Raw genomic sequence first — 19969 nt, forward strand, 5'->3', positions numbered from 1 at the left:
TGATGAGGTTTGTGAATGCCCCGCAGCACCTGGTTCAGCGCATTATTGTTGTTCGTCGCCCTTTGGGTTCCCGTAAGTCAGGCAGATACCGGTTGGCAGCCTTTAGCTGAAACCATCCGTAAAAGCGATAAAGATACCCGCCAGTATCAGGCCGTGCGCCTTGATAACGGCATGGTCGTGTTGCTGGTTTCCGATCCGCAGGCCGTGAAATCCCTTTCTGCACTGGTGGTGCCTGTTGGCTCGCTGGAAGATCCGGACGATCATCAGGGCCTGGCGCATTATCTCGAACATATGTGTCTAATGGGGTCGAAAAAATACCCGCAGCCTGACAGCCTGGCTGAGTTCCTGAAAATGCATGGCGGCAGCCACAACGCCAGCACAGCGCCTTACCGTACCGCTTTCTATCTTGAAGTCGAAAACGACGCGCTGGTGGGGGCGGTGGATCGACTGGCGGACGCGATCGCCGATCCATTGCTGGATAAAAAATATGCCGATCGCGAGCGTAACGCAGTGAACTCCGAACTGACGTTGGCGCGTACCCGGGATGGGATGCGTATGGCGCAGGTCAGCGCTGAGACCATCAACCCGGCGCACCCTGGCTCGCGTTTCTCCGGTGGAAATCTGGAGACATTAAGCGATAAACCGGGTAATCCGGTGGTGCTGGCATTACAAAAATTTCATGAAAAATACTACTCCGCGAACCTGATGAAGGCGGTGATTTATAGCAATAAACCACTGCCAGAGTTGGCGCGGATAGCCGCTGATACTTTCGGCCGCGTACCGAACAGAAATATCGAAAAACCAGAGATTACCGTGCCGGTTGTCACCGACGCGCAAAAAGGCGTCATCATCCACTATGTGCCGGCAATGCCGCGTAAAGTCCTGCGCGTCGAGTTTCGTATCGATAACAACAGCGCACAGTTCCGCAGTAAAACCGATGAGCTGGTGACCTATCTGATTGGCAATCGTAGTCCTGGTACACTGTCCGACTGGCTGCAAAAACAGGGGCTGGTCGAGGGTATTCGCGCGGACTCCGATCCGGTGGTTAATGGTAACAGCGGTGTGTTAGCCATTTCCGCAACGTTAACCGACAAAGGGCTGGCGAACCGCGATGAAGTAGTCGCGGCCATCTTTAGCTATCTCAATCTGTTACGTGAGAAAGGCGTCGATAAACGCTACTTTGACGAACTGGCGCATGTGCTGGATCTCGATTTCCGTTATCCCTCAATCACTCGTGATATGGACTACGTGGAATGGCTGGCTGATACCATGATCCGCGTTCCCGTCGAGCATACGCTGGATGCGGTGAATATTGCCGACCAATACGATGCGCAAGCCATTACGCAACGGCTGGCAATGATGACGCCGCAGAATGCGCGTATCTGGTATATCAGCGCGAAAGAACCGCACAATAAAACCGCTTATTTTGTCGATGCGCCTTATCAGGTGGACAAAATCAGCGACAAAATTTTTGCTGACTGGCAGCAAAAAGCGCAAGGCATTGCGCTGTCTTTGCCAGAGCTGAACCCCTACATTCCGGATGATTTCACGCTGATCAAAGCGGATAAAAAATACGCTCACCCGGAACTGATCGTCGATGAGCCGGATTTGCGCGTGGTGTATGCGCCAAGCCAGTATTTTGCCAGCGAGCCGAAGGCTGATGTCAGCGTGATCCTGCGTAACCCGAAAGCGATGGATAGCGCGCGCAACCAGGTATTATTCGCCCTGAACGATTATCTGGCGGGTATTGCGCTCGATCAGTTAAGCAACCAGGCATCGGTAGGTGGAATAGGTTTTTCGACCAACGCTAACAATGGTCTGATGCTTAACGCTAATGGCTACACTCAACGTCTGCCGCAGCTTTTTCAGGCGTTATTGAGCGGTTATTTCAGCTACACCTCAACGGACGAACAACTGGCACAGGCGAAATCCTGGTACGCCCAGATGATGGACTCTGCGGAAAAAGGTAAAGCCTATGACCAGGCGATTATGCCGGTGCAAATGTTGTCTCAGGTGCCCTATTTCTCACGCGATGAACGTCGCGCGTTATTGCCATCCATTACGTTGAAAGAGGTGATGTCTTACCGCGATGCTTTAAAAGCGGGAGCGCGTCCCGAATTCCTGGTGGTGGGTAATATGAGCAAAGCTCAGGCTACAACCATGACGCAGGATATTCAGAAACAGCTTGGCGCGAATGGCTCGCAGTGGTGCCGGAACAAAGAAGTGGTCGTGGACAAGAAGCAGTCCGTCATCTTTGAGAAAGCGGGCAGCAGCACGGATTCTGCGCTGGCGGCGGTATTTGTGCCAACCGGTTATGACGAATACACCAGCTCAGCCTACAGCGCCATGTTAGGGCAAATTGTTCAACCGTGGTTCTACAATCAACTGCGTACTGAAGAGCAGTTAGGCTATGCCGTATTTGCTTTCCCGATGAGCGTTGGTCGTCAGTGGGGCATGGGATTCCTGTTACAAAGCAGTGATAAGCAACCGTCTTACCTCTGGGAGCGTTATAAAGCATTTTTCCCGACGGCGGAAGCGAAGCTGCGGGCAATGAAACCTGAAGAGTTTGCGCAAATTCAGCAGGCGATCATTGCGCAAATGCTACAGGCGCCGCAAACGCTGGGGGAAGAAGCCTCACAGTTAAGCAAAGATTTTGATCGCGGCAATATGCGCTTCGATTCACGTGATAAAATAGTGGCTCAGATTAAACTGCTGACGCCGCAAAAACTTGCCGACTTCTTCCATCAGGCGGTGGTTGAGCCGCAAGGCATGGCGATACTGTCACAGGTTTCCGGCAGTCAGAACGGGAAAGCAGAATACGTGCGCCCGGAAGGCTGGAAAGTGTGGCAGACCGTCAGCGCGTTGCAGCAAACCTTACCCCTGATGAGTGACAAGAATGAATGATGCCGCTGAGTCCCTTGATCCACTGCGCTTGCCCCTGACGGGCGAGCGCCTGATTGAAGCCTCTGCGGGCACCGGTAAAACCTTTACCATCGCCGCCCTGTATTTACGTTTACTGCTTGGACTGGGCGGCTCTGCCGCCTTCCCACGTCCTCTGACCGTTGAAGAACTGTTAGTGGTCACCTTCACCGAGGCGGCCACCGAAGAGCTGCGTGGCCGAATTCGTAGCAACATTCATGAGCTGCGTATTGCCTGCCTACGTGAAACCACCGACAACCCGCTATATGCCCGTTTGTTAGACGAAATAGCCGATAAAAAACAGGCCGCCCAGTGGCTGCTATTGGCTGAAAGACAGATGGATGAAGCGGCGGTGTTTACCATTCACGGTTTTTGTCAGCGTATGCTGAGCCTCAACGCCTTTGAGTCAGGCATGCTGTTTGAACAGCAACTGATTGAAGACGAATCACTGCTGCGTTATCAGGCGTGCGCGGACTTCTGGCGGCGGCATTGCTATCCGTTGTCCCGCGACATTGCGCAGGTCATTTTTGAAACGTGGAAAGGTCCTCAGGCGCTATTGAGGGATATCGATCGCTATCTGCAGGGTGAAGCGCCGGTGATCAAGGCTCCCCCGTCCGATGACGAAACGCTGGCCTCCCGACACGAACAAATTCTCGCCCGCATTAACCAGATTAAGCAGCAATGGCGTGATGCCGTTGATGAGCTTGACGGCCTGCTGGAAGCCTCCGGTATCGACCGGCGTAAATTTAATCGCGGTAACCAGGGGAAGTGGATCGAAAAGATCAGCGCCTGGGCACAGGAAGACACTCAGAGTTACCAGCTTCCTGACGCTCTGGAGAAATTCTCACAGCGTTTTCTGCAAGAGCGCACTAAAGCGGGGGGCGTAACGCCTCAGCACCCGCTTTTCGTCTCCATTGATGAACTGCTTGGCGAACCGTTAACTCTCCGCGATCTGGTGATCACCCGGGCGCTGGCGGAAATCCGCGCCACGGTTGCCGAAGAGAAACGCCGACGTGGTGAGCTTGGCTTTGACGATATGCTCAGCCGTCTGGATGCGGCGTTGCGCAGTGACAGCGGCGATGCGTTGGCGACGGCTATCCGTACCCGTTTTCCGGTCGCGATGATCGATGAATTTCAGGATACCGATCCCCAGCAGTACCGCATATTCCGCCGGATCTGGCAGCATCAGCCGGAGACTGCGCTGCTATTGATTGGCGATCCCAAACAGGCTATTTATGCGTTTCGCGGCGCGGATATCTTCACCTATATGAAGGCGCGCAGCGAAGTCAGCGCACACTATACGCTCGACACCAACTGGCGTTCTGCCCCCGGCATGGTCAATAGCGTGAATACGCTTTTCAGCCAGATGGACGACGCCTTTATGTTCCGCGAAATCCCCTTTAGCCCGGTAAAATTTGCAGAGAAAAACCAGTCGCTACGGTTTGTTTTACACGGCGAAACGCAGCCCGCAATGAGTATGTGGCTGATGGAAGGGGAAAGTTGTGGCGTTGGCGACTACCAGAACTACATGGCGCAGGTGTGCGCGACGCAAATTCGCGACTGGCTGAAGGCCGGACACTCTGGTGATGCGCAACTGGTCAGCGGTAAAGCATCCAGGCCGGTACGCGCCTCAGACATCAGCGTTCTGGTTCGTAGCCGCCAGGAAGCGGCGCTGGTCCGCGATGCGTTGACGCAGCTGGCGATTCCCTCCGTCTACCTTTCTAACCGTGACAGCGTATTTGAAACGCTGGAAGCGCAGGAGTTGCTGTGGATGCTGCAAGCGGTGATGACGCCGGAACGGGAAAACACGCTACGTAGCGCGCTGGCGACCTCAATGATGGGGCTGAATGCGCAGGATATTGAAGCATTAAATAACGACGAGAATGCCTGGGATGCGGTAGTTGAAGAATTCGACGGCTATCGTCAAATCTGGCATAAACGCGGCGTCATGCCGATGCTGCGTGCGCTGATGACCAACCGCCAGATTGCGGAAAACCTGCTGGCGACGGCAGGGGGCGAACGCCGCCTGACCGATATTTTACATATCAGCGAGCTGCTGCAGGAAGCGGGATCGCAACTGGAAAGCGAGCATGCGCTGGTGCGCTGGTTGTCCCAGCATATTCTTGAACCGGACAGCAACGCGTCCAGCCAGCAGCTCAGGCTGGAAAGCGACAAGCATCTGGTACAAATCGTCACCATTCATAAATCGAAAGGGCTGGAATATCCGCTGGTCTGGCTGCCGTTTATCACGAATTTCCGCGTCCAGGATCAGGCGTTCTACCACGATCGCAGTTCTTTTGAGGCGGTACTGGATCTCAGTGACGCCAGGGAGAGCGTTGAGCTGGCAGAGGCTGAACGCCTGGCGGAAGACCTGCGCTTGCTCTACGTGGCGCTAACCCGTTCGGTATGGCACTGCAGCCTTGGCGTTGCGCCGTTGGTACGTCGTCGGGGCGATAAAAAAGGGGATACCGATGTGCATCAGAGCGCCCTTGGTCGCCTGTTGCAAAAAGGGGAACCCATGGATGCAGTGGGTCTGCGTAGCGCGATTGATGCGCTGGGTTGCGACGACATTGCCTGCCTGACGCCAGGTCAACCGGACGGTGAGCGCTGGCAGGTCGCACAGCCGATCAGCTCTACATTGAGTGCGAGAACGCTGCAACGTACCCCCGGCGACGGCTGGCGCGTGACCAGTTATTCTGGCCTGCAACAGCGCGGAAATGGAATCGCGCAGGATCTGATCCCGCGCCTGGATGTTGATGCCACAGGCGTTGGCGAGGTCATTGTGGAGTCAGGACTCACACCGCATCAGTTTCCGCGCGGCGCTTCGCCGGGCACATTTTTGCATAGCCTGTTTGAGGACCTTGATTTTACCCAACCGGTAGATCCGCGTTGGGTCGAGGAAAAACTGGCCCTTGGCGGTTATGACGCGCATTGGACGTCGGTTCTGACCGCATGGCTGGACGCCATTTTGCTGGCACCTCTCAACGAAACGGGCGTCAGTTTGAGTCAACTTTCCGGCCGTGAAAAACAGGTGGAGATGGAGTTTTATCTGCCGATTTCGCAGCCGCTGATGGCCAGCCGACTTGATGCGTTGATCCGTAAATACGATCCGCTTTCAGCGGGCTGCCCCGCGTTGGATTTTATGCAGGTACGCGGCATGCTTAAAGGGTTTATTGACCTGGTGTTTCGCCACCAGGGGCGTTATTACCTGCTTGATTACAAATCTAACTGGCTGGGTGAAGACAGCGCAGCCTACACGCAGCCGGCGATGGCCTCAGCCATGCAGGCGCATCGCTACGACCTGCAATATCAACTTTATACCCTGGCGCTGCATCGCTACTTACGCCATCGCATTGCTGATTATGATTATGAACGACATTTTGGCGGGGTTATCTATCTTTTCCTGCGTGGCGTTGATGGCGAAGATCCGCAGCAGGGAATTTACGCCACCCGACCAGACGGAGAATTGATCGCCTTGATGGATGAGATGTTTGCCGGTGCGGAGCTGGAGGAGATGTCATGACAATCCAGAAACGATTACTGGAAGCCGTTGAGCAAAAACAGCTCCGGCCTCTGGATGCCCAGTTTGCGCTGGCAGTGGCCGGAAATGACAATCCTGCGGTTGCGCTGGCTGCGGCATTGCTCAGCCGCGAAGCGGGAGAAGGGCACGTCTGCTTACCGCTTTCGCGATTATCCTTACGCGACGATGCTCATCCTCTGTTAAGCGCCTGGCTTGTTGAGATGGGCGAGCCTGAAGACTGGGCGGAATGTTTGCTGGCCTCCGGGGCAGTAAGCCGTGGCGAGCAACCGACCCCGCTGGTGCTGTACGGCGATCGCCTGTATCTGAACCGCATGTGGCATAACGAACGCGCGGTGGCGCGTTTTTTCAGTGAAGTTAACCACGCCATTGAGGTGGATGAACAACGGCTGACCGATACGCTGGAGGCGCTGTTTCCATCATCGGAAGGCGTTAACTGGCAAAAGGTGGCCGCTGCTGTGGCGCTGACCCGCCGTATATCAGTGATCTCCGGCGGACCGGGCACCGGAAAAACGACAACGGTCGCGAGGCTTCTGGCGGCGTTGATCCAGATGATGGATGGTGAACGCTGCCGTATTCGTCTGGCGGCGCCAACGGGAAAAGCGGCTGCACGTCTGACCGCCTCGCTGGGGGCGGCGCTGCGAGAACTGCCGCTTACCGATGAGCAAAAGAAACGCATTCCCGATGATGCCAGTACGCTGCATCGGTTATTAGGTGCTCAGCCTGGCAGCCAGCGTCTGCGTCATCATGCGGGGAACCCGCTGCATGTGGATGTGCTGGTGGTGGATGAAGCGTCGATGATTGATTTGCCGATGATGTCGCGCCTTATTGATGCCCTGCCGCCGCACGGGCGGGTGATTTTTCTCGGCGATCGTGACCAGCTCGCCTCCGTCGAGGCGGGGGCGGTGCTCGGGGATATCTGTGCTTTTGTCAGCGAAGGATTTACCCCGGAACGTGCCAGGCAGCTTAGTCGCCTGACCGGTAGCGCTATTCCGGCGGGAACGGGTACTCAGGCGGCGGCGTTGCGTGACAGCTTGTGTCTGCTGCAAAAAAGCTATCGTTTCGGCAGTGACTCTGGGATCGGTCAATTGGCTGCTGCGATTAATCGCGGTGACAAAGCTGCGGTAAAAGCGGTTTTCCAGCAGGGATTCAGCGATATCGAAAAACGCACGTTACACAGCAGTGAAGATTACGCCGCGATGCTGGATGAGGCGCTGGCAGGTTATGGGCACTACCTGGATTTACTACGCGAGGGTGCCGCGCCGGATGCCGTCATTCAGGCCTTCAATGAGTATCAGCTGCTATGCGCTTTGCGGGAAGGCCCGTTTGGTGTTGGCGGTTTGAATGAACGCATTGAGCAGGTGATGGCGCAAAAACGTAAAATTCACCGTTCGACGCACAGTCGTTGGTATGAGGGAAGGCCGGTAATGATTTCGCGTAATGACAGTTCGCTGGGGTTATTTAACGGTGATATTGGCATTGCCCTCGATCGTGGACAAGGGCTGCGGGTGTGGTTTGCGCTGCCGGACGGTTCGATTAAGTCGGTGCAACCCAGCCGCTTGCCTGAGCATGAAACCACCTGGGCGATGACGGTACATAAATCGCAGGGATCTGAGTTTGACCATGCGGCGTTGATTTTACCCAGCCAGCATTCCCCCGTGGTTACCCGCGAGCTGGTCTATACCGCCGTAACCCGTGCGCGCCGCCGTTTGTCGCTGTATGCCGATGAACGAATATTGGGCGGGGCAATTGTCATGCGTACCGAACGCCGCAGCGGGCTATCAGCATTATTTAATGACGGTATGATGTAGATGTAGGCCGGATAAGGCAGTTATGCCGCCTCCGGCAACCACGCTTACCCCAGATCCGCCATCAGCACTTTTGAACGCCGCTGATAGTTGTACATCTCTTTCTTGCTTTCCGGCAGCAGATCGATATCCACCGGCGTGAAGCCGCGCTCCTGGAACCAGTGGATGCTGCGGGTGGTCAGTACGAACAGCTTACTCAGCCCCATTTGCCGGGCCTGCGCGGCGATCCGCTCCAGCAATACTTCCCCGCGTGACGAACTACGGTAGTCCGGATGCACCGCCACACACGCCATTTCGCCAATCCTCTCTTCCGGGAAGGGGTACAGAGCGGCGCAGGCGATAGTCAGGTTATCGCGCTGAATAATGGTGAATTTATCGATTTCCATTTCCAGTTGCTCGCGGGAGCGGCGCACCAGAATGCCTTGTTGTTCCAACGGACGGATGAGCTCCAGAATGCCGCCGATATCGTTAATGGTGGCGCGGCGAATTTGCTCGGCGCTTTCCATCACGATTTGCGTACCGATGCCATCGCGTGAGAACAGTTCCTGCAGCAATGCGCCATCTTCCTGATAGCTGATCAGGTGGCAGCGGCGTACGCCACTGCGACAAGCTTTCACCGCACCGCGCAGGAAGCGCACCGTGCCTGAGCTGTAGTCACCTTTCTCTTCCTGTGACTCGACGCGCGCCTGGGCTTCGTTAGGGAACAATTCGGAAATAATATCGCCATCATCGTTGGTGACCCCCTGGGAGGAGCAAAAGCCAATCATTTTCTCCGCCTTCAGTTTGATAGCCAACTGCGTGGCGACCTCTTCTGACGTCAGATTAAAGCTCTCACCGGTAACGGAAACGGCGACTGGTCCCATCAGGACTATCGCGCCACTGTCCAGTTGACGGTGAATGGCCTCTTCATCAATACGACGAATACGCCCGCTATGGCAGTAGTCCACGCCGTCATCAACGCCCAGCGGCTGAGAAATAATAAAATTACCGCTGACCACATTGATATGCGCGCCCTGCAATGGCGTATTATTCAGGCTCATCGACAGGCGAGCGGTAATATCAAGCTGGAGCAACCCTGCGGCCTGCTTGACCAGCTCCAGGGTTTTAGCGTCGGTGACGCGCGTATTTTTGTGGTACACCGGCTCATGATGATGCGCCGCAAGGTTGGCATCAATTTGCGGTCGTGCGCCATAAACCACGACAAGACGGATGCCGAGGCTATGAAGAAGCCCAATGTCATTGACGATACTGGAAAAGTTTTCATGCTCGATGGCTTCGCCGCCCAGCATAATGACAAACGTTTTTCCCCGATGGGTATTGATATAGGGAACAGAATGGCGGAATCCCTGTACCAGTTCGGTTCTACGCTCCTTCACCACGGCACACCCTCGTTGCATGATTATTCGTAATTTATGTATTTTTATTCTGTTTTGGCGCCGTGCGCAAGCGTAATTTTTACCCATGCCGCAGATTTTTTTCAGTAATGCCGTGAATATAAAAAGAATGTTTACCCTTTTATAGATGACAGATTATGCGTCATTCGCTAAAGTTTCCGGTCAATTCGGACGTTTTACGTATTACTTCAATAAAGATTTCTTTTGCTCGGGAGAAGCATGTCGGGATCCAATTCAGCAATCAGTCGCCGTCGTTTACTGCAAGGTGCGGGTGCTATGTGGCTTTTGAGCGTCAGTCAGGTCGGTCTGGCTGCCGTTAGTCAGGTCGTTGCCGTACGTATCTGGCCTGCGTCCAGTTATACCCGCGTCACGGTGGAATCCAACCGTTTGCTGAAATACAAACAGTTTGCCCTGAGTAATCCTGAGCGTGTGGTTGTCGATATTGAAGGCGTTAATTTGAACTCGGTGCTTAAGGGCATCGGCGCGCAGATTCGTCCTGACGATCCCTATATTAAGTCGGCGAGAGTCGGGCAATTTGACCCGCAGACTGTGCGGATGGTGTTCGAACTGAAGCAGAATGTGAAGCCGCAACTCTTTGCCCTGGCTCCTGTCGCCGGTTTTAAAGAGCGTCTGGTCATGGATCTTTATCCTGCCAATGCGCAGGATGTTCAGGATCCGCTGCTGGCGTTGCTTGAAGATTACAACAAAGGCGATTTGGATAAACAGGTGCCGCCTGCGCAAAGTGGTCCGCAGCCGGGTAAAGCGGGGCGCGATCGTCCGATTGTCATTATGTTGGATCCCGGGCACGGTGGAGAAGACTCCGGTGCGGTGGGGAAATACAAGACGCGCGAAAAAGATGTGGTACTGCAAATTGCCCGTCGCCTGCGAGCCCTTATTGAGAAAGAGGGCAACATGAAGGTCTTTATGACGCGTAATGAAGATATATTCATTCCGCTAAAAGTGCGTGTGGCGAAAGCGCAGAAACAGCGTGCGGACCTGTTTGTCTCTATTCACGCCGATGCCTTTACTAGCCGGCAACCCAGCGGATCGTCGGTGTTTGCGCTCTCCACGAAAGGGGCAACCAGTACCGCGGCAAAATATCTGGCCCAAACCCAGAACGCCTCGGATCTCATCGGTGGCGTCAGCAAAAGCGGTGACCGTTATGTCGACCACACCATGTTCGATATGGTGCAATCACTGACCATCGCCGACAGCCTGAAGTTTGGCAAAGCGGTGCTGAACAAGCTCGGGAAAATTAACAACCTGCATAAGAATCAGGTTGAGCAAGCCGGGTTCGCGGTGCTGAAAGCGCCGGATATTCCCTCTATCCTCGTGGAAACAGCATTTATCAGTAACGTTGAAGAAGAACGTAAGCTGAAGACGGCGACCTTCCAGCAGGAAGTGGCGGAGTCGATTCTGGCAGGGATTAAAGCCTACTTTGCTGATGGTGCGACGCTGGCGAGAAGGGGATAACAAAAAAGCGCTGAAAAGCGCTTTTTTTAACGAACTACAGATACAAAAAAACACCCGTTAAGGTGTTTAATGTGTTGGTTGCGGGGGCCGGATTTGAACCGACGACCTTCGGGTTATGAGCCCGACGAGCTACCAGGCTGCTCCACCCCGCGTCCGTCTTTACTCTTCATCGAGTAAACTTGCATCAGATTTTAATTGGTTGCGGGGGCCGGATTTGAACCGACGACCTTCGGGTTATGAGCCCGACGAGCTACCAGGCTGCTCCACCCCGCGTCCGTCATTACTCTTCCATCGAGTAACGTTACTGCTTCTGATTTTAATTGGTTGCGGGGGCCAGATTTGAACTGACGACCTTCGGGTTATGAGCCCGACGAGCTACCAGGCTGCTCCACCCCGCGTCCGTGGATGCGCACTATACTCTGCTCGCATTTTCATGCAACCCTTTTTTCACCTTGATCACGTTTTTAGGGTGAAAATGAACAAAAACAACGCATTCTGGATTGTTTTTTGCGCAAAATTTGCGTTCGGGTATGCATACGCATTTCATTAGGTACGGGGGTTTGTTATCTTCGTCTCGCATTCAGGCAACATAAGACGAGAACAATGAAAGGACGTTGGGCAAAATATCTTCTGGCGGGAGCAGTCGTTGCGATGCTCGCCGCGTGTTCCTCAAAACCCACCGATCGTGGGCAGCAGTATAAAGACGGGAAATTTACCCAGCCTTTCTCACTGGTGAACCAACCTGATGCGGTTGGCGCGCCAATCAATGCCGGTGATTTCGCCGAGCAGGTTAATCAGATCCGTAGCGCATCGCCACGTTTATATGGCAATCAGAGCAATGTCTATAATGCCATCCAGCAGTGGTTACGTGCGGGCGGCGATACCCGCAGCATGCGTCAGTTCGGTATTGACGCGTGGCAAATGGAAGGGGCGGACAACTACGGTAACGTCCAGTTTACTGGTTATTACACGCCGGTTATTCAGGCGCGCCACACGCGTCAGGGTGAGTTCCAGTATCCTATCTACCGCATGCCGCCGAAACGCGGACGTTTACCCTCTCGTGCTGAGATCTACGCAGGCGCGCTAAGCGATAATTATATTCTGGCGTACAGCAACTCCCTGATGGACAACTTTATTATGGATGTTCAGGGCAGTGGCTATATCGATTTTGGCGACGGCAGCCCGCTTAACTTCTTTAGCTATGCCGGGAAAAATGGCCATGCCTACCGCAGTATCGGGAAGGTGTTGATCGACCGTGGCGAAGTGAAAAAAGAAGATATGTCGATGCAGGCCATTCGCCACTGGGGAGAAACGCACAGCGAGGCTGAAGTGCGTGAGCTGCTGGAGCAGAACCCATCGTTTGTCTTCTTTAAGCCGCAATCTTTTGCGCCGGTGAAAGGGGCCAGCGCGGTACCGCTGATTGGTCGCGCATCCGTGGCTTCTGACCGCAGTATCATTCCTGCGGGCACCACGTTACTGGCGGAAGTCCCCTTGCTGGACAATAACGGTAAGTTCACCGGTCAGTACGAACTGCGCCTGATGGTGGCGCTGGACGTGGGCGGTGCGATTAAAGGCCAGCACTTTGACATCTATCAGGGCATTGGCGCTGACGCCGGACATCGTGCAGGGTGGTATAATCACTACGGACGCGTGTGGGTGCTGAAAACAGCGGCCAACGCGGGTAACGTTTTTAGCGGTTAATTGCCGGATGGCGCTTCGCTTATCCGGCCTACTCAATAATGTAGGCCTGATAAGGTGTAGCCGCCATCAGGCAGTGATGCAGTCATCAAGGGCGGTATTTGTCCGCTCTTTTTGTTTTCTATATTTGAGGTTCTATGTCTGTGGTTATCAATGACACCTGGCGTCAGCGTTTTGGCGGCACGGCGCGTCTGTATGGCGAAAACGCGCTGCAGTTATTTGCTGGAGCGCATGTTTGCGTGGTCGGGATTGGCGGTGTGGGCTCGTGGGCGGCGGAAGCGCTGGCGCGTACCGGCATTGGCGCGATTACGCTCATCGATATGGATGATGTGTGTGTCACCAATACTAACCGTCAGATCCATGCGCTGCGCGATAACGTTGGTTTAGCAAAAGCTGAGGTGATGGCGGAACGTATCCGCCAGATTAACCCGGAGTGCCGGGTGAACGTGGTCGATGATTTTGTCACACCGGATAACGTTGCTGAATATATGAATGCGGGATTTTCGTATGTCATCGATGCCATTGACAGCGTGCGCCCGAAAGCGGCGCTGATTGCGTACTGTCGGCGCAATAAAATTCCGCTGGTAACCACCGGCGGTGCGGGCGGGCAGATCGATCCGACGCAGATTCAGGTGGTTGATCTGGCAAAAACCATTCAGGATCCGCTGGCGGCCAAGCTGCGTGAGCGGCTGAAGAGTGATTTTGGCGTGGTGAAAAACAGTAAAGGCAAGCTGGGCGTGGACTGTGTGTTCTCGACCGAGGCGCTGGTTTACCCGCAGGCAGATGGCTCGGTGTGTGCCATGAAGGCGACGGCGGAAGGGCCGAAGCGTATGGATTGCGCCTCAGGGTTTGGCGCCGCTACTATGGTGACGGCTACCTTTGGCTTTGTTGCCGTTTCCCATGCGCTGAAGAAGATGATGGCGAAAGCAGCGCGCCAGAGTTGATAGTGTCGGATAGCGTTATGCTTATCCGCCCTACGGTTCGAGCGGTGTTGTAGGCCGGAAAAGACGCATTAGCTCGTCATCCGGCTTGCCGGGCCGCCTCAAGAATCGCCTCGTTTAACGCATGCAGGCCCTGGCTCCGCGAGGCGCTGAGCTGCGCGCTTAACCCTAACTCGTCAAATAACGCCATCGGTGAATGCGCCAGTAACTCCGCTGCGGTTTTACCTTCAACGGCGGTGAGCAATACCGCCAACAGCCCGCGTACAATGCGGCCTTCGCTGTCGCCGAAGAAATGCAGGGTGCCGTTCTGGTGCAGGGTATATCCTAGCCAGACGCGGTTTTCACATCCCGCAATCTCTTTTGCCTGCGCCCTTAGCGCATCAGGCAGCGCCGGAAGCTGTTTACCCAGCAGAATTAGCTGACGATATTTATCCTCCCACTGGGTGAGTGGGGCAAACGTAGTACGCAACGTCTCTTCAGTTACGGTTGTGCCAAACGGGTGTCCGGCGAATAAAGGGCTTGTCATTAATCCACCAATATTTCCAGCGCGCGGTCAACGGCTGCGACCAACGCATCCACATCACTTTGCGTATTATAGGGCGCAAAAGAGGCGCGTAGGGTCCCGGATACGCCCAGTTCCGCCAGCAGTGGTTGTGCGCAGTGTTGCCCTGCGCGCAGCGCAATGCCATATTCGGCCAGCAGTGTCACCATATCACTGTGATGAACGCCAGCGAAATCAAAGGCTAACAGACTTGAGTCCTGACAACGGAAGGAACGAAAACCGGGACGTTTTGCCAGGGCGTCTTCTGCCAGCGTCGCCAGACCCCGGCTCCAGTTTTCGGCCTGCGCAACATCGATGTCCGCCAGCCATTCGAGCGCTGCGCTTAGCCCGATGACGCCAGCCACGTTAGGCGTACCGGCCTCCAGTTTCCAGGGAGCGGCCTGGGTGGTGAAACCGTCAAAGCTGACTTCGCTAATCATTTTGCCGCCGCCGAGCCACGGTGACATGGCTTCCAGTAACTCTGGCTTACCATACAGGACGCCAATACCGGTAGGGCCATACAACTTGTGGCCAGAGAACGCATAGAAATCAATATCTAACTGCTGCAGGTCGGCGGGGAAATGCACAATTCCCTGCGCGCCATCAACCATTACCACCATGCCAGCCGCATGGGCGAGCGTAATGGCGCGGGCTAAATCCGGGCAACCGCCGGTGACGTTCGACATCTGCCCCAGCGCCAGAATACGACTGCGCGGCGTGATGAGCTCAACCAGACGCTCAACATCCGGTAGCAAATGGGCGTTGAGCGGGAGTTTGACTACCTTCGCTCCCGTTTGCTGAGCCACCATCAGCCAGGGAACGAGATTGGCATGATGTTCCGCCACGCTGACGATAATCTCATCGCCCGGCCGTAAGCGCGGCCGCGCATAGCTTTGGGCAACCATATTGATAGCTTCCGTCGTGCCACGGGTCCAGACTATCGTTTTGTCATCCGGGGCGTTGATCAAGCGTGCGGCTTTTTCCCGCGCAGCTTCATAGCGCGCGGTCAGGCGTTGCGCTTCGGCAAACTGGCTGCGATGCACGTTCCCGGCGCTCAGGCTATAAAATTGCTGGGTCGCCTCAATAACGGCTTGCGGCTTCAGTGCCGTAGCAGCGCTGTCGAGATAGACGCCGGCATCGTTGAGTGCGGGAAATTGTGCGCGAAATTGCGCGGGATTAAATGCGTTCATGATCATCCTCAGTTCAATAAACCGATCGTCGCGCAAAACAGACGCTGACACAAGGGTTGTGCTAACCATCGGAATACTCTGGATATCCTGGCAAAGTCCTCATAGTGTCTTATGCTAAATAGCGTTAGGCGAGCAATTTTGCCTGTTACGGAGTGTGTTTTTAATAGCATAAATCGCTTTAAGGAGAAGAAGATGAAAAAGACTGCCGCAATTATTTCTGCCTGTATGCTGACTTTTGCCCTGAGCGCCTGTTCTGGATCGAATTACGTGATGCACACCAACGATGGTCGATCAATCGTATCTGATGGCAAGCCACAGACCGACAATGAAACGGGAATGATTTCGTATAAAGACGCTAACGGCAACAAACAGCAGATTAACCGTACCGATGTGAAAGAGATGGTAGAACTGGATAACTAACCGGACAGTCATCGACAGAAAGTCGGACAAAAAAAAGCACCGCAATTTGGCGGTGCTACATTAATCACTATGGACAGACAGGGTAAATGTACAGGAAGTGAAAAAGGGTAGCTTTGCTACCATGGTCTGAATCGCAGACCAATTGCAAACACAACAACACAACATCACAACCGTAAGCCAAAAGCCCACCAGAACACGCATTCCGATAAAACTTTTCGTTCCGGCTTCAGGAAGTGCCGCCACTATAGGTATTTGCTGGTAGAACCTCAACGGACAATTTATAATGGCTCAGATAAAAAAAACTAATAGGTTACAGCCTGTTAGATAATTGTTAAATTCATTTAACATCAAAGCCTAAAAGTCATGTCAAAACGATTACCACCCCTAAATGCATTGCGTGTTTTTGATGCCGCAGCGCGTCATTTGAGCTTTACCCGCGCAGCGGAAGAGCTTTTTGTGACGCAGGCCGCAGTAAGTCACCAAATCAAGTCACTCGAGGATTTCCTGGGGCTGAAGCTGTTTCGTCGACGCAATCGATCTTTGCTGTTAACAGAAGAAGGTCAAAGCTATTTCCTCGACATCAAAGAGATTTTTTCGCAATTAACTGACGCGACGCGTAAACTTCAGGCACGCAGTGCAAAAGGTGCGCTTACCGTTAGTTTATTGCCCAGTTTCGCGATCCAATGGCTGGTGCCCAGACTCTCTAGCTTTAACTCAGCTTATCCGGGAATCGATGTCAGGATCCAGGCGGTGGACCGTCAGGAAGACAAACTGGCTGACGATGTTGATGTGGCGATTTTCTACGGACGCGGCAACTGGCCGGGTCTGCGCGTTGAAAAATTGTACGCAGAATATTTATTGCCGGTCTGCTCGCCGCTGCTACTTACCGGTGATAAACCACTGAAGACGCCGGATGACCTGGCAAAACACACATTGTTGCACGATGCGTCGCGGCGTGACTGGCAAGCCTATACGCGCCAGCTTGGCCTGAATCATATCAACGTACAGCAGGGACCTATCTTCAGCCATAGCGCCATGGTGCTACAGGCTGCCATCCATGGACAGGGGATTGCGCTGGCGAATAACGTCATGGCGCAGTCCGAAATTGAAGCCGGACGTCTGGTCTGTCCGTTTAATGATGTTCTGGTCAGCAAAAACGCGTTTTATCTGGTTTGTCATGACAGTCAGGCAGAACTGGGTAAAATAGCCGCCTTCCGTCAGTGGATACTGGCGAAAGCGGCCACGGAACAAGAAAAATTCCGCTTTCGTTATGAACAATAAATTACGTAGGGTATTAACATGACCAGCCGTTTTATGCTGATTTTTGCCGCCGTAAGTGGTTTTATCTTTGTGGCGTTGGGCGCCTTTGGGGCACATGTTCTGAGTAAAACCCTGGGTGTTGTTGAAATGGGTTGGATCCAGACCGGCCTTGAGTATCAGGCGTTTCATACGCTGGCTATCTTCGGCTTGGCCGTCGCCATGCAGCGACGCATTAGCATTTGGTTTTACTGGAGTAGCGTGTTTCTGGCATTAGGGACGGTGCTGTTTAGCGGCAGCCTGTATTGCCTCGCGCTCTCCCATTTACGCCTGTGGGCGTTTGTTACCCCCGTCGGCGGTTTCAGCTTCCTTGTGGGCTGGGCGCTGATGTTAGTGGGCGCTATTCGATTGAAACGTAAGGGCGTTAGCCATGAATAAGGTTGTATTGTTGTGTCGCCCGGGTTTTGAAAAAGAGTGCGCCGCAGAAATTACGGATAAAGCAGGACGTCGGGAAATCTTCGGATTCGCCCGCGTGAAAGACAATGCGGGCTATGTGATCTTCGAATGCTATCAGCAGGACGATGCCGAAAAGCTAGTGAAAGAACTGCCGTTTAGCTCGCTGATTTTTGCCCGTCAGATGTTTGTTGTGGGCGAACTGCTGCAATATTTACCGCCGGAAGACCGTATTACGCCAATTGTCGGCATGTTGCAGGGCGTGGTGGAAAAAGGCGGCGATCTGCGGGTCGAAGTCGCCGACACCAATGAAAGCAAAGAGCTGGTTAAGTTCTGCCGTAAATTTACCGTACCACTGCGCGCGGCGCTGCGTGAAGCGGGTGTACTGGCAAAATATGAAACGCCGAAACGTCCGGTGGTTCATGTTTTCTTTATCGCCCCTGGCTGTTGTTATACCGGTTATTCCTGGCCCGACAATAACTCTCCATTCTACATGGGGATTCCGCGCCTGAAATTCCCGGCCGATGCGCCGAGCCGTTCAACGCTGAAGCTGGAAGAGGCGCTGCATGTGTTCATTCCAGAAGATGAGTGGGACGAGCGTCTGGCCAACGGCATGTATGCAGTGGATTTAGGCGCATGTCCGGGCGGTTGGACCTATCAATTGGTTAAACGCAACATGTGGGTTTATTCCGTGGATAACGGTCCGATGGCGCAAAGCCTGATGGATACTGGACAGGTCACCTGGCTGCGCGAAGACGGATTTAAGTATCGCCCGAATCGTAACAACATCTCGTGGATGGTGTGCGACATGGTGGAGAAACCGGCGAAGGTTGCCGCGCTGATGGCGCAGTGGCTGGTCAACGGCTGGTGTCGCGAGACGATCTTCAACCTCAAGCTGCCGATGAAAAAACGATACGAAGAGGTATCGCAGAATCTGGCCTATATCCAGGCACAGCTTGATGAGCATGGCGTAAATGCCCAGATTCAGGCGCGTCAGCTGTATCATGATCGGGAAGAAGTGACCGTACACGTGCGTCGCCTGTGGGCGGCCGTTGGTGGTCGCCGGGACGAGCGATAACGCTACACATAGACCGGATGGCGGCGTAAACGTTTATCCGGTCTATGTTGTTTCAATTCTATGTTGTTTCAATCAGTTGCGTATCTGACACGATATGCGTCACATCATCCAGACGCCCAATCCGGGCCTCCCCAGAACGATTAAACTTACTTTTATCGATCAGCAATAAAGATTGCGATGCGCGCTTAAGCAGAATGGATTTGAAGTCTGCGTTGGTGGCATTGGAATCCCACAGTGCGCCATCGCTGTCGATCCCTTCGCAGGAAAAAATAAACAGGTCGATATCGAGAGATTTTAGCGGCGAGATAAGCGCGGGATTAACATAACAGCCGTATTTACGTTCAAGGCGGCCGCCAGAGCTAATGAGCTGAATGTGTTCGCGTTTAGCCAATTCCTGGCAAATGGGTTGGCTGTTGGTAAAAACCTGAATGTCGATGTCCGGTAGCTGACGTGCCAGATACCAGCAGGTTGAGCTGGCGTCTAAGGCGATCACCATTCCTTCTTCAATCCATGCCAGCGCTTCCCGGGCAATATCCGCTTTGTGTGCATAGTGACTTTTGAGTCGAATATGAAACGGGTCGCCACTGTCCTGATTTTTCCGGTGAATGGCCTTGGCCCGCCCGTGATTGCGTAGCACTTTGCCCTGAGTTTGTAATTCACTGAGATCGCGGCGGATGGTCTCTTTGCTGACGTTTAGCTGCAAAGACAGTGCTTCGGTTGTCAGGCTTTTGTGGTGGGTAAGCAGATCTACGATTGCCTGCTGGCGCGCCGCTTTCATGTTCTGCTCCTCATCATATGCTGAATGCCCGTACCAGACGGGCATTCTGACCAGAGATTACGGCGTTACCCCTTTTTTTAAAAGAATATTCCCGTACTTTGCCCGCTCCCCTGTGATAACGATCGCAAACGCCTTTTGCGCGCGTTCGTAAAAGGCATAGCGGTCAATACGCGTGATGTCTGGGCAAGGGGCCTGCAAGGAAAGCGCCTGACGATAGCGAGCCTCGACGTCAGGATCGAGAGCGTCGCCTTCTACTGCGGCCATCATCACCAGCGGCGGGGCGTAGCTGTCCAGTTCAAAAAGCGGAATAATCGCCTGCAGTAGGTCGCTGACCAGCAGACCGTCGGCGCGAATCACCTGCGGCCCCATGCTGTGAGCCGGAAAATGGGCATCGGAAAAGATAATCTCATCGCCGTGCCCCATCTCAGCCAGCACTTTCAGCAGATCGGGAGAAATTAAGGGTGATATCGTTTTGAGCATG

15 protein-coding genes and 3 tRNA genes are annotated in these 19969 nt (G+C 54.0%); 10 read left to right on the top strand and 8 right to left on the bottom strand.

Going from position 1 to position 19969, the window contains the following annotated elements:
* The first annotated feature begins 15 nt into the window (after nucleotides 1-15).
* Genes ptrA through recD form a run of 3 tightly spaced genes read left to right on the top strand, consistent with a single transcriptional unit; the run spans nucleotide 16 to nucleotide 8268 of the window.
* The gene (ptrA, locus tag ACVXHP_RS11245) at nucleotides 16-2904 is read left to right on the top strand and encodes a pitrilysin (RefSeq protein WP_447571475.1); all 2889 of its coding nucleotides are present in this window, start codon (nucleotides 16-18) and stop codon (nucleotides 2902-2904) included.
* Entirely contained in the window at nucleotides 2897-6442 is a 3546-nt protein-coding gene (gene recB / locus ACVXHP_RS11250; RefSeq protein ID WP_447571476.1) for an exodeoxyribonuclease V subunit beta, read from the top strand. The genes ptrA and recB overlap by 8 nt, the downstream gene beginning before the upstream one ends.
* Nucleotides 6439-8268, top strand: coding sequence for an exodeoxyribonuclease V subunit alpha (gene recD / locus ACVXHP_RS11255; protein ID WP_447571477.1), 1830 nt, complete (start codon nucleotides 6439-6441; stop codon nucleotides 8266-8268). The genes recB and recD overlap by 4 nt, the downstream gene beginning before the upstream one ends.
* A 44-nt stretch (nucleotides 8269-8312) precedes the next feature.
* On the opposite strand, the gene argA is transcribed toward recD, so the two are convergent.
* Entirely contained in the window at nucleotides 8313-9644 is a 1332-nt protein-coding gene (argA, locus tag ACVXHP_RS11260; protein WP_061382378.1) for an amino-acid N-acetyltransferase, read from the bottom strand.
* 234 nt (nucleotides 9645-9878) lie between these two features.
* Here argA and amiC point away from each other — a divergent pair, with 234 nt between their 5' ends.
* Entirely contained in the window at nucleotides 9879-11132 is a 1254-nt protein-coding gene (gene amiC / locus ACVXHP_RS11265) for an N-acetylmuramoyl-L-alanine amidase AmiC (protein ID WP_042310761.1), read from the top strand.
* A 75-nt stretch (nucleotides 11133-11207) separates the two neighbouring features.
* Here amiC and ACVXHP_RS11270 read toward each other — a convergent pair.
* The 3 genes from ACVXHP_RS11270 to ACVXHP_RS11280 all read right to left on the bottom strand — a co-directional run bounded on the left by ACVXHP_RS11270 (nucleotide 11208) and on the right by ACVXHP_RS11280 (nucleotide 11530).
* Nucleotides 11208-11284: transfer RNA gene (locus ACVXHP_RS11270), tRNA-Met, on the bottom strand.
* Nucleotides 11285-11328: 44 nt separating this feature from the next.
* Nucleotides 11329-11405: transfer RNA gene (locus tag ACVXHP_RS11275), tRNA-Met, on the bottom strand.
* 48 nt (nucleotides 11406-11453) lie between these two features.
* Nucleotides 11454-11530, bottom strand: a tRNA-Met gene (locus tag ACVXHP_RS11280).
* Nucleotides 11531-11735: 205 nt separating this feature from the next.
* On the opposite strand from ACVXHP_RS11280, the gene mltA reads away from it, so the two are divergent.
* Both mltA and tcdA read left to right on the top strand, forming a co-directional pair.
* Complete coding sequence (gene mltA / locus ACVXHP_RS11285; protein ID WP_042310759.1) at nucleotides 11736-12833, top strand: murein transglycosylase A; 1098 nt, start codon at nucleotides 11736-11738, stop codon at nucleotides 12831-12833.
* A gap of 134 nt (nucleotides 12834-12967) precedes the next feature.
* The gene (gene tcdA, locus ACVXHP_RS11290) at nucleotides 12968-13774 is read left to right on the top strand and encodes a tRNA cyclic N6-threonylcarbamoyladenosine(37) synthase TcdA (protein ID WP_447571478.1); all 807 of its coding nucleotides are present in this window, start codon (nucleotides 12968-12970) and stop codon (nucleotides 13772-13774) included.
* A gap of 76 nt (nucleotides 13775-13850) precedes the next feature.
* Here tcdA and csdE read toward each other — a convergent pair whose 3' ends face one another.
* Nucleotides 13851-14297, bottom strand: a complete 447-nt coding sequence (csdE, locus tag ACVXHP_RS11295; RefSeq protein WP_200009347.1) for a cysteine desulfurase sulfur acceptor subunit CsdE — start codon at nucleotides 14295-14297, stop codon at nucleotides 13851-13853.
* Nucleotides 14297-15502, bottom strand: a complete 1206-nt coding sequence (csdA, locus tag ACVXHP_RS11300) for a cysteine desulfurase CsdA (protein WP_447571479.1) — start codon at nucleotides 15500-15502, stop codon at nucleotides 14297-14299. Before csdA ends, csdE begins: the two co-directional genes overlap by 1 nt.
* A 192-nt stretch (nucleotides 15503-15694) precedes the next feature.
* On the opposite strand from csdA, the gene ACVXHP_RS11305 reads away from it, so the two are divergent.
* The 4 genes from ACVXHP_RS11305 to rlmM all read left to right on the top strand — a co-directional run bounded on the left by ACVXHP_RS11305 (nucleotide 15695) and on the right by rlmM (nucleotide 18710).
* Nucleotides 15695-15922 carry a YgdI/YgdR family lipoprotein gene (locus tag ACVXHP_RS11305; protein ID WP_016154261.1) on the top strand — a complete coding sequence of 76 codons (228 nt, stop codon included), beginning with the start codon at nucleotides 15695-15697 and terminating at the stop codon, nucleotides 15920-15922.
* A gap of 363 nt (nucleotides 15923-16285) precedes the next feature.
* Nucleotides 16286-17203 carry a glycine cleavage system transcriptional regulator GcvA gene (gene gcvA / locus ACVXHP_RS11310; protein WP_003034035.1) on the top strand — a complete coding sequence of 306 codons (918 nt, stop codon included), beginning with the start codon at nucleotides 16286-16288 and terminating at the stop codon, nucleotides 17201-17203.
* A gap of 18 nt (nucleotides 17204-17221) precedes the next feature.
* Nucleotides 17222-17617, top strand: a complete 396-nt coding sequence (locus ACVXHP_RS11315) for a DUF423 domain-containing protein (protein WP_003034037.1) — start codon at nucleotides 17222-17224, stop codon at nucleotides 17615-17617.
* Entirely contained in the window at nucleotides 17610-18710 is a 1101-nt protein-coding gene (gene rlmM, locus ACVXHP_RS11320) for a 23S rRNA (cytidine(2498)-2'-O)-methyltransferase RlmM (RefSeq protein WP_042310750.1), read from the top strand. The genes ACVXHP_RS11315 and rlmM overlap by 8 nt, the downstream gene beginning before the upstream one ends.
* Nucleotides 18711-18768: 58 nt before the next feature.
* On the opposite strand, the gene fucR is transcribed toward rlmM, so the two are convergent.
* Nucleotides 18769-19488: an L-fucose operon activator gene (gene fucR / locus ACVXHP_RS11325; RefSeq protein WP_447571480.1), complete on the bottom strand. Its 720-nt coding sequence runs from the start codon at nucleotides 19486-19488 to the stop codon at nucleotides 18769-18771.
* Between the two features lie 57 nt (nucleotides 19489-19545).
* Nucleotides 19546-19968, bottom strand: a complete 423-nt coding sequence (gene fucU, locus ACVXHP_RS11330; RefSeq protein WP_003840383.1) for an L-fucose mutarotase — start codon at nucleotides 19966-19968, stop codon at nucleotides 19546-19548.
* Nucleotide 19969 lies beyond the last annotated feature (1 nt).

Source organism: Citrobacter freundii complex sp. 2025EL-00176, assembly GCF_053309355.1.

Coding starts and splice junctions, on each gene's coding strand:
- csdE (WP_200009347.1), bottom strand. CDS start 14,297: ATGACAAGCCCTTTATTCGCCGGACACCCGTTTGGCACAACCGTAACT.
- fucR (WP_447571480.1), bottom strand. CDS start 19,488: ATGAAAGCGGCGCGCCAGCAGGCAATCGTAGATCTGCTTACCCACCAC.
- fucU (WP_003840383.1), bottom strand. CDS start 19,968: ATGCTCAAAACGATATCACCCTTAATTTCTCCCGATCTGCTGAAAGTG.
- ACVXHP_RS11315 (WP_003034037.1), top strand. CDS start 17,222: ATGACCAGCCGTTTTATGCTGATTTTTGCCGCCGTAAGTGGTTTTATC.
- ACVXHP_RS11305 (WP_016154261.1), top strand. CDS start 15,695: ATGAAAAAGACTGCCGCAATTATTTCTGCCTGTATGCTGACTTTTGCC.
- rlmM (WP_042310750.1), top strand. CDS start 17,610: ATGAATAAGGTTGTATTGTTGTGTCGCCCGGGTTTTGAAAAAGAGTGC.
- amiC (WP_042310761.1), top strand. CDS start 9,879: ATGTCGGGATCCAATTCAGCAATCAGTCGCCGTCGTTTACTGCAAGGT.
- ptrA (WP_447571475.1), top strand. CDS start 16: ATGCCCCGCAGCACCTGGTTCAGCGCATTATTGTTGTTCGTCGCCCTT.
- gcvA (WP_003034035.1), top strand. CDS start 16,286: ATGTCAAAACGATTACCACCCCTAAATGCATTGCGTGTTTTTGATGCC.
- mltA (WP_042310759.1), top strand. CDS start 11,736: ATGAAAGGACGTTGGGCAAAATATCTTCTGGCGGGAGCAGTCGTTGCG.
- recB (WP_447571476.1), top strand. CDS start 2,897: ATGAATGATGCCGCTGAGTCCCTTGATCCACTGCGCTTGCCCCTGACG.
- csdA (WP_447571479.1), bottom strand. CDS start 15,502: ATGAACGCATTTAATCCCGCGCAATTTCGCGCACAATTTCCCGCACTC.
- recD (WP_447571477.1), top strand. CDS start 6,439: ATGACAATCCAGAAACGATTACTGGAAGCCGTTGAGCAAAAACAGCTC.
- tcdA (WP_447571478.1), top strand. CDS start 12,968: ATGTCTGTGGTTATCAATGACACCTGGCGTCAGCGTTTTGGCGGCACG.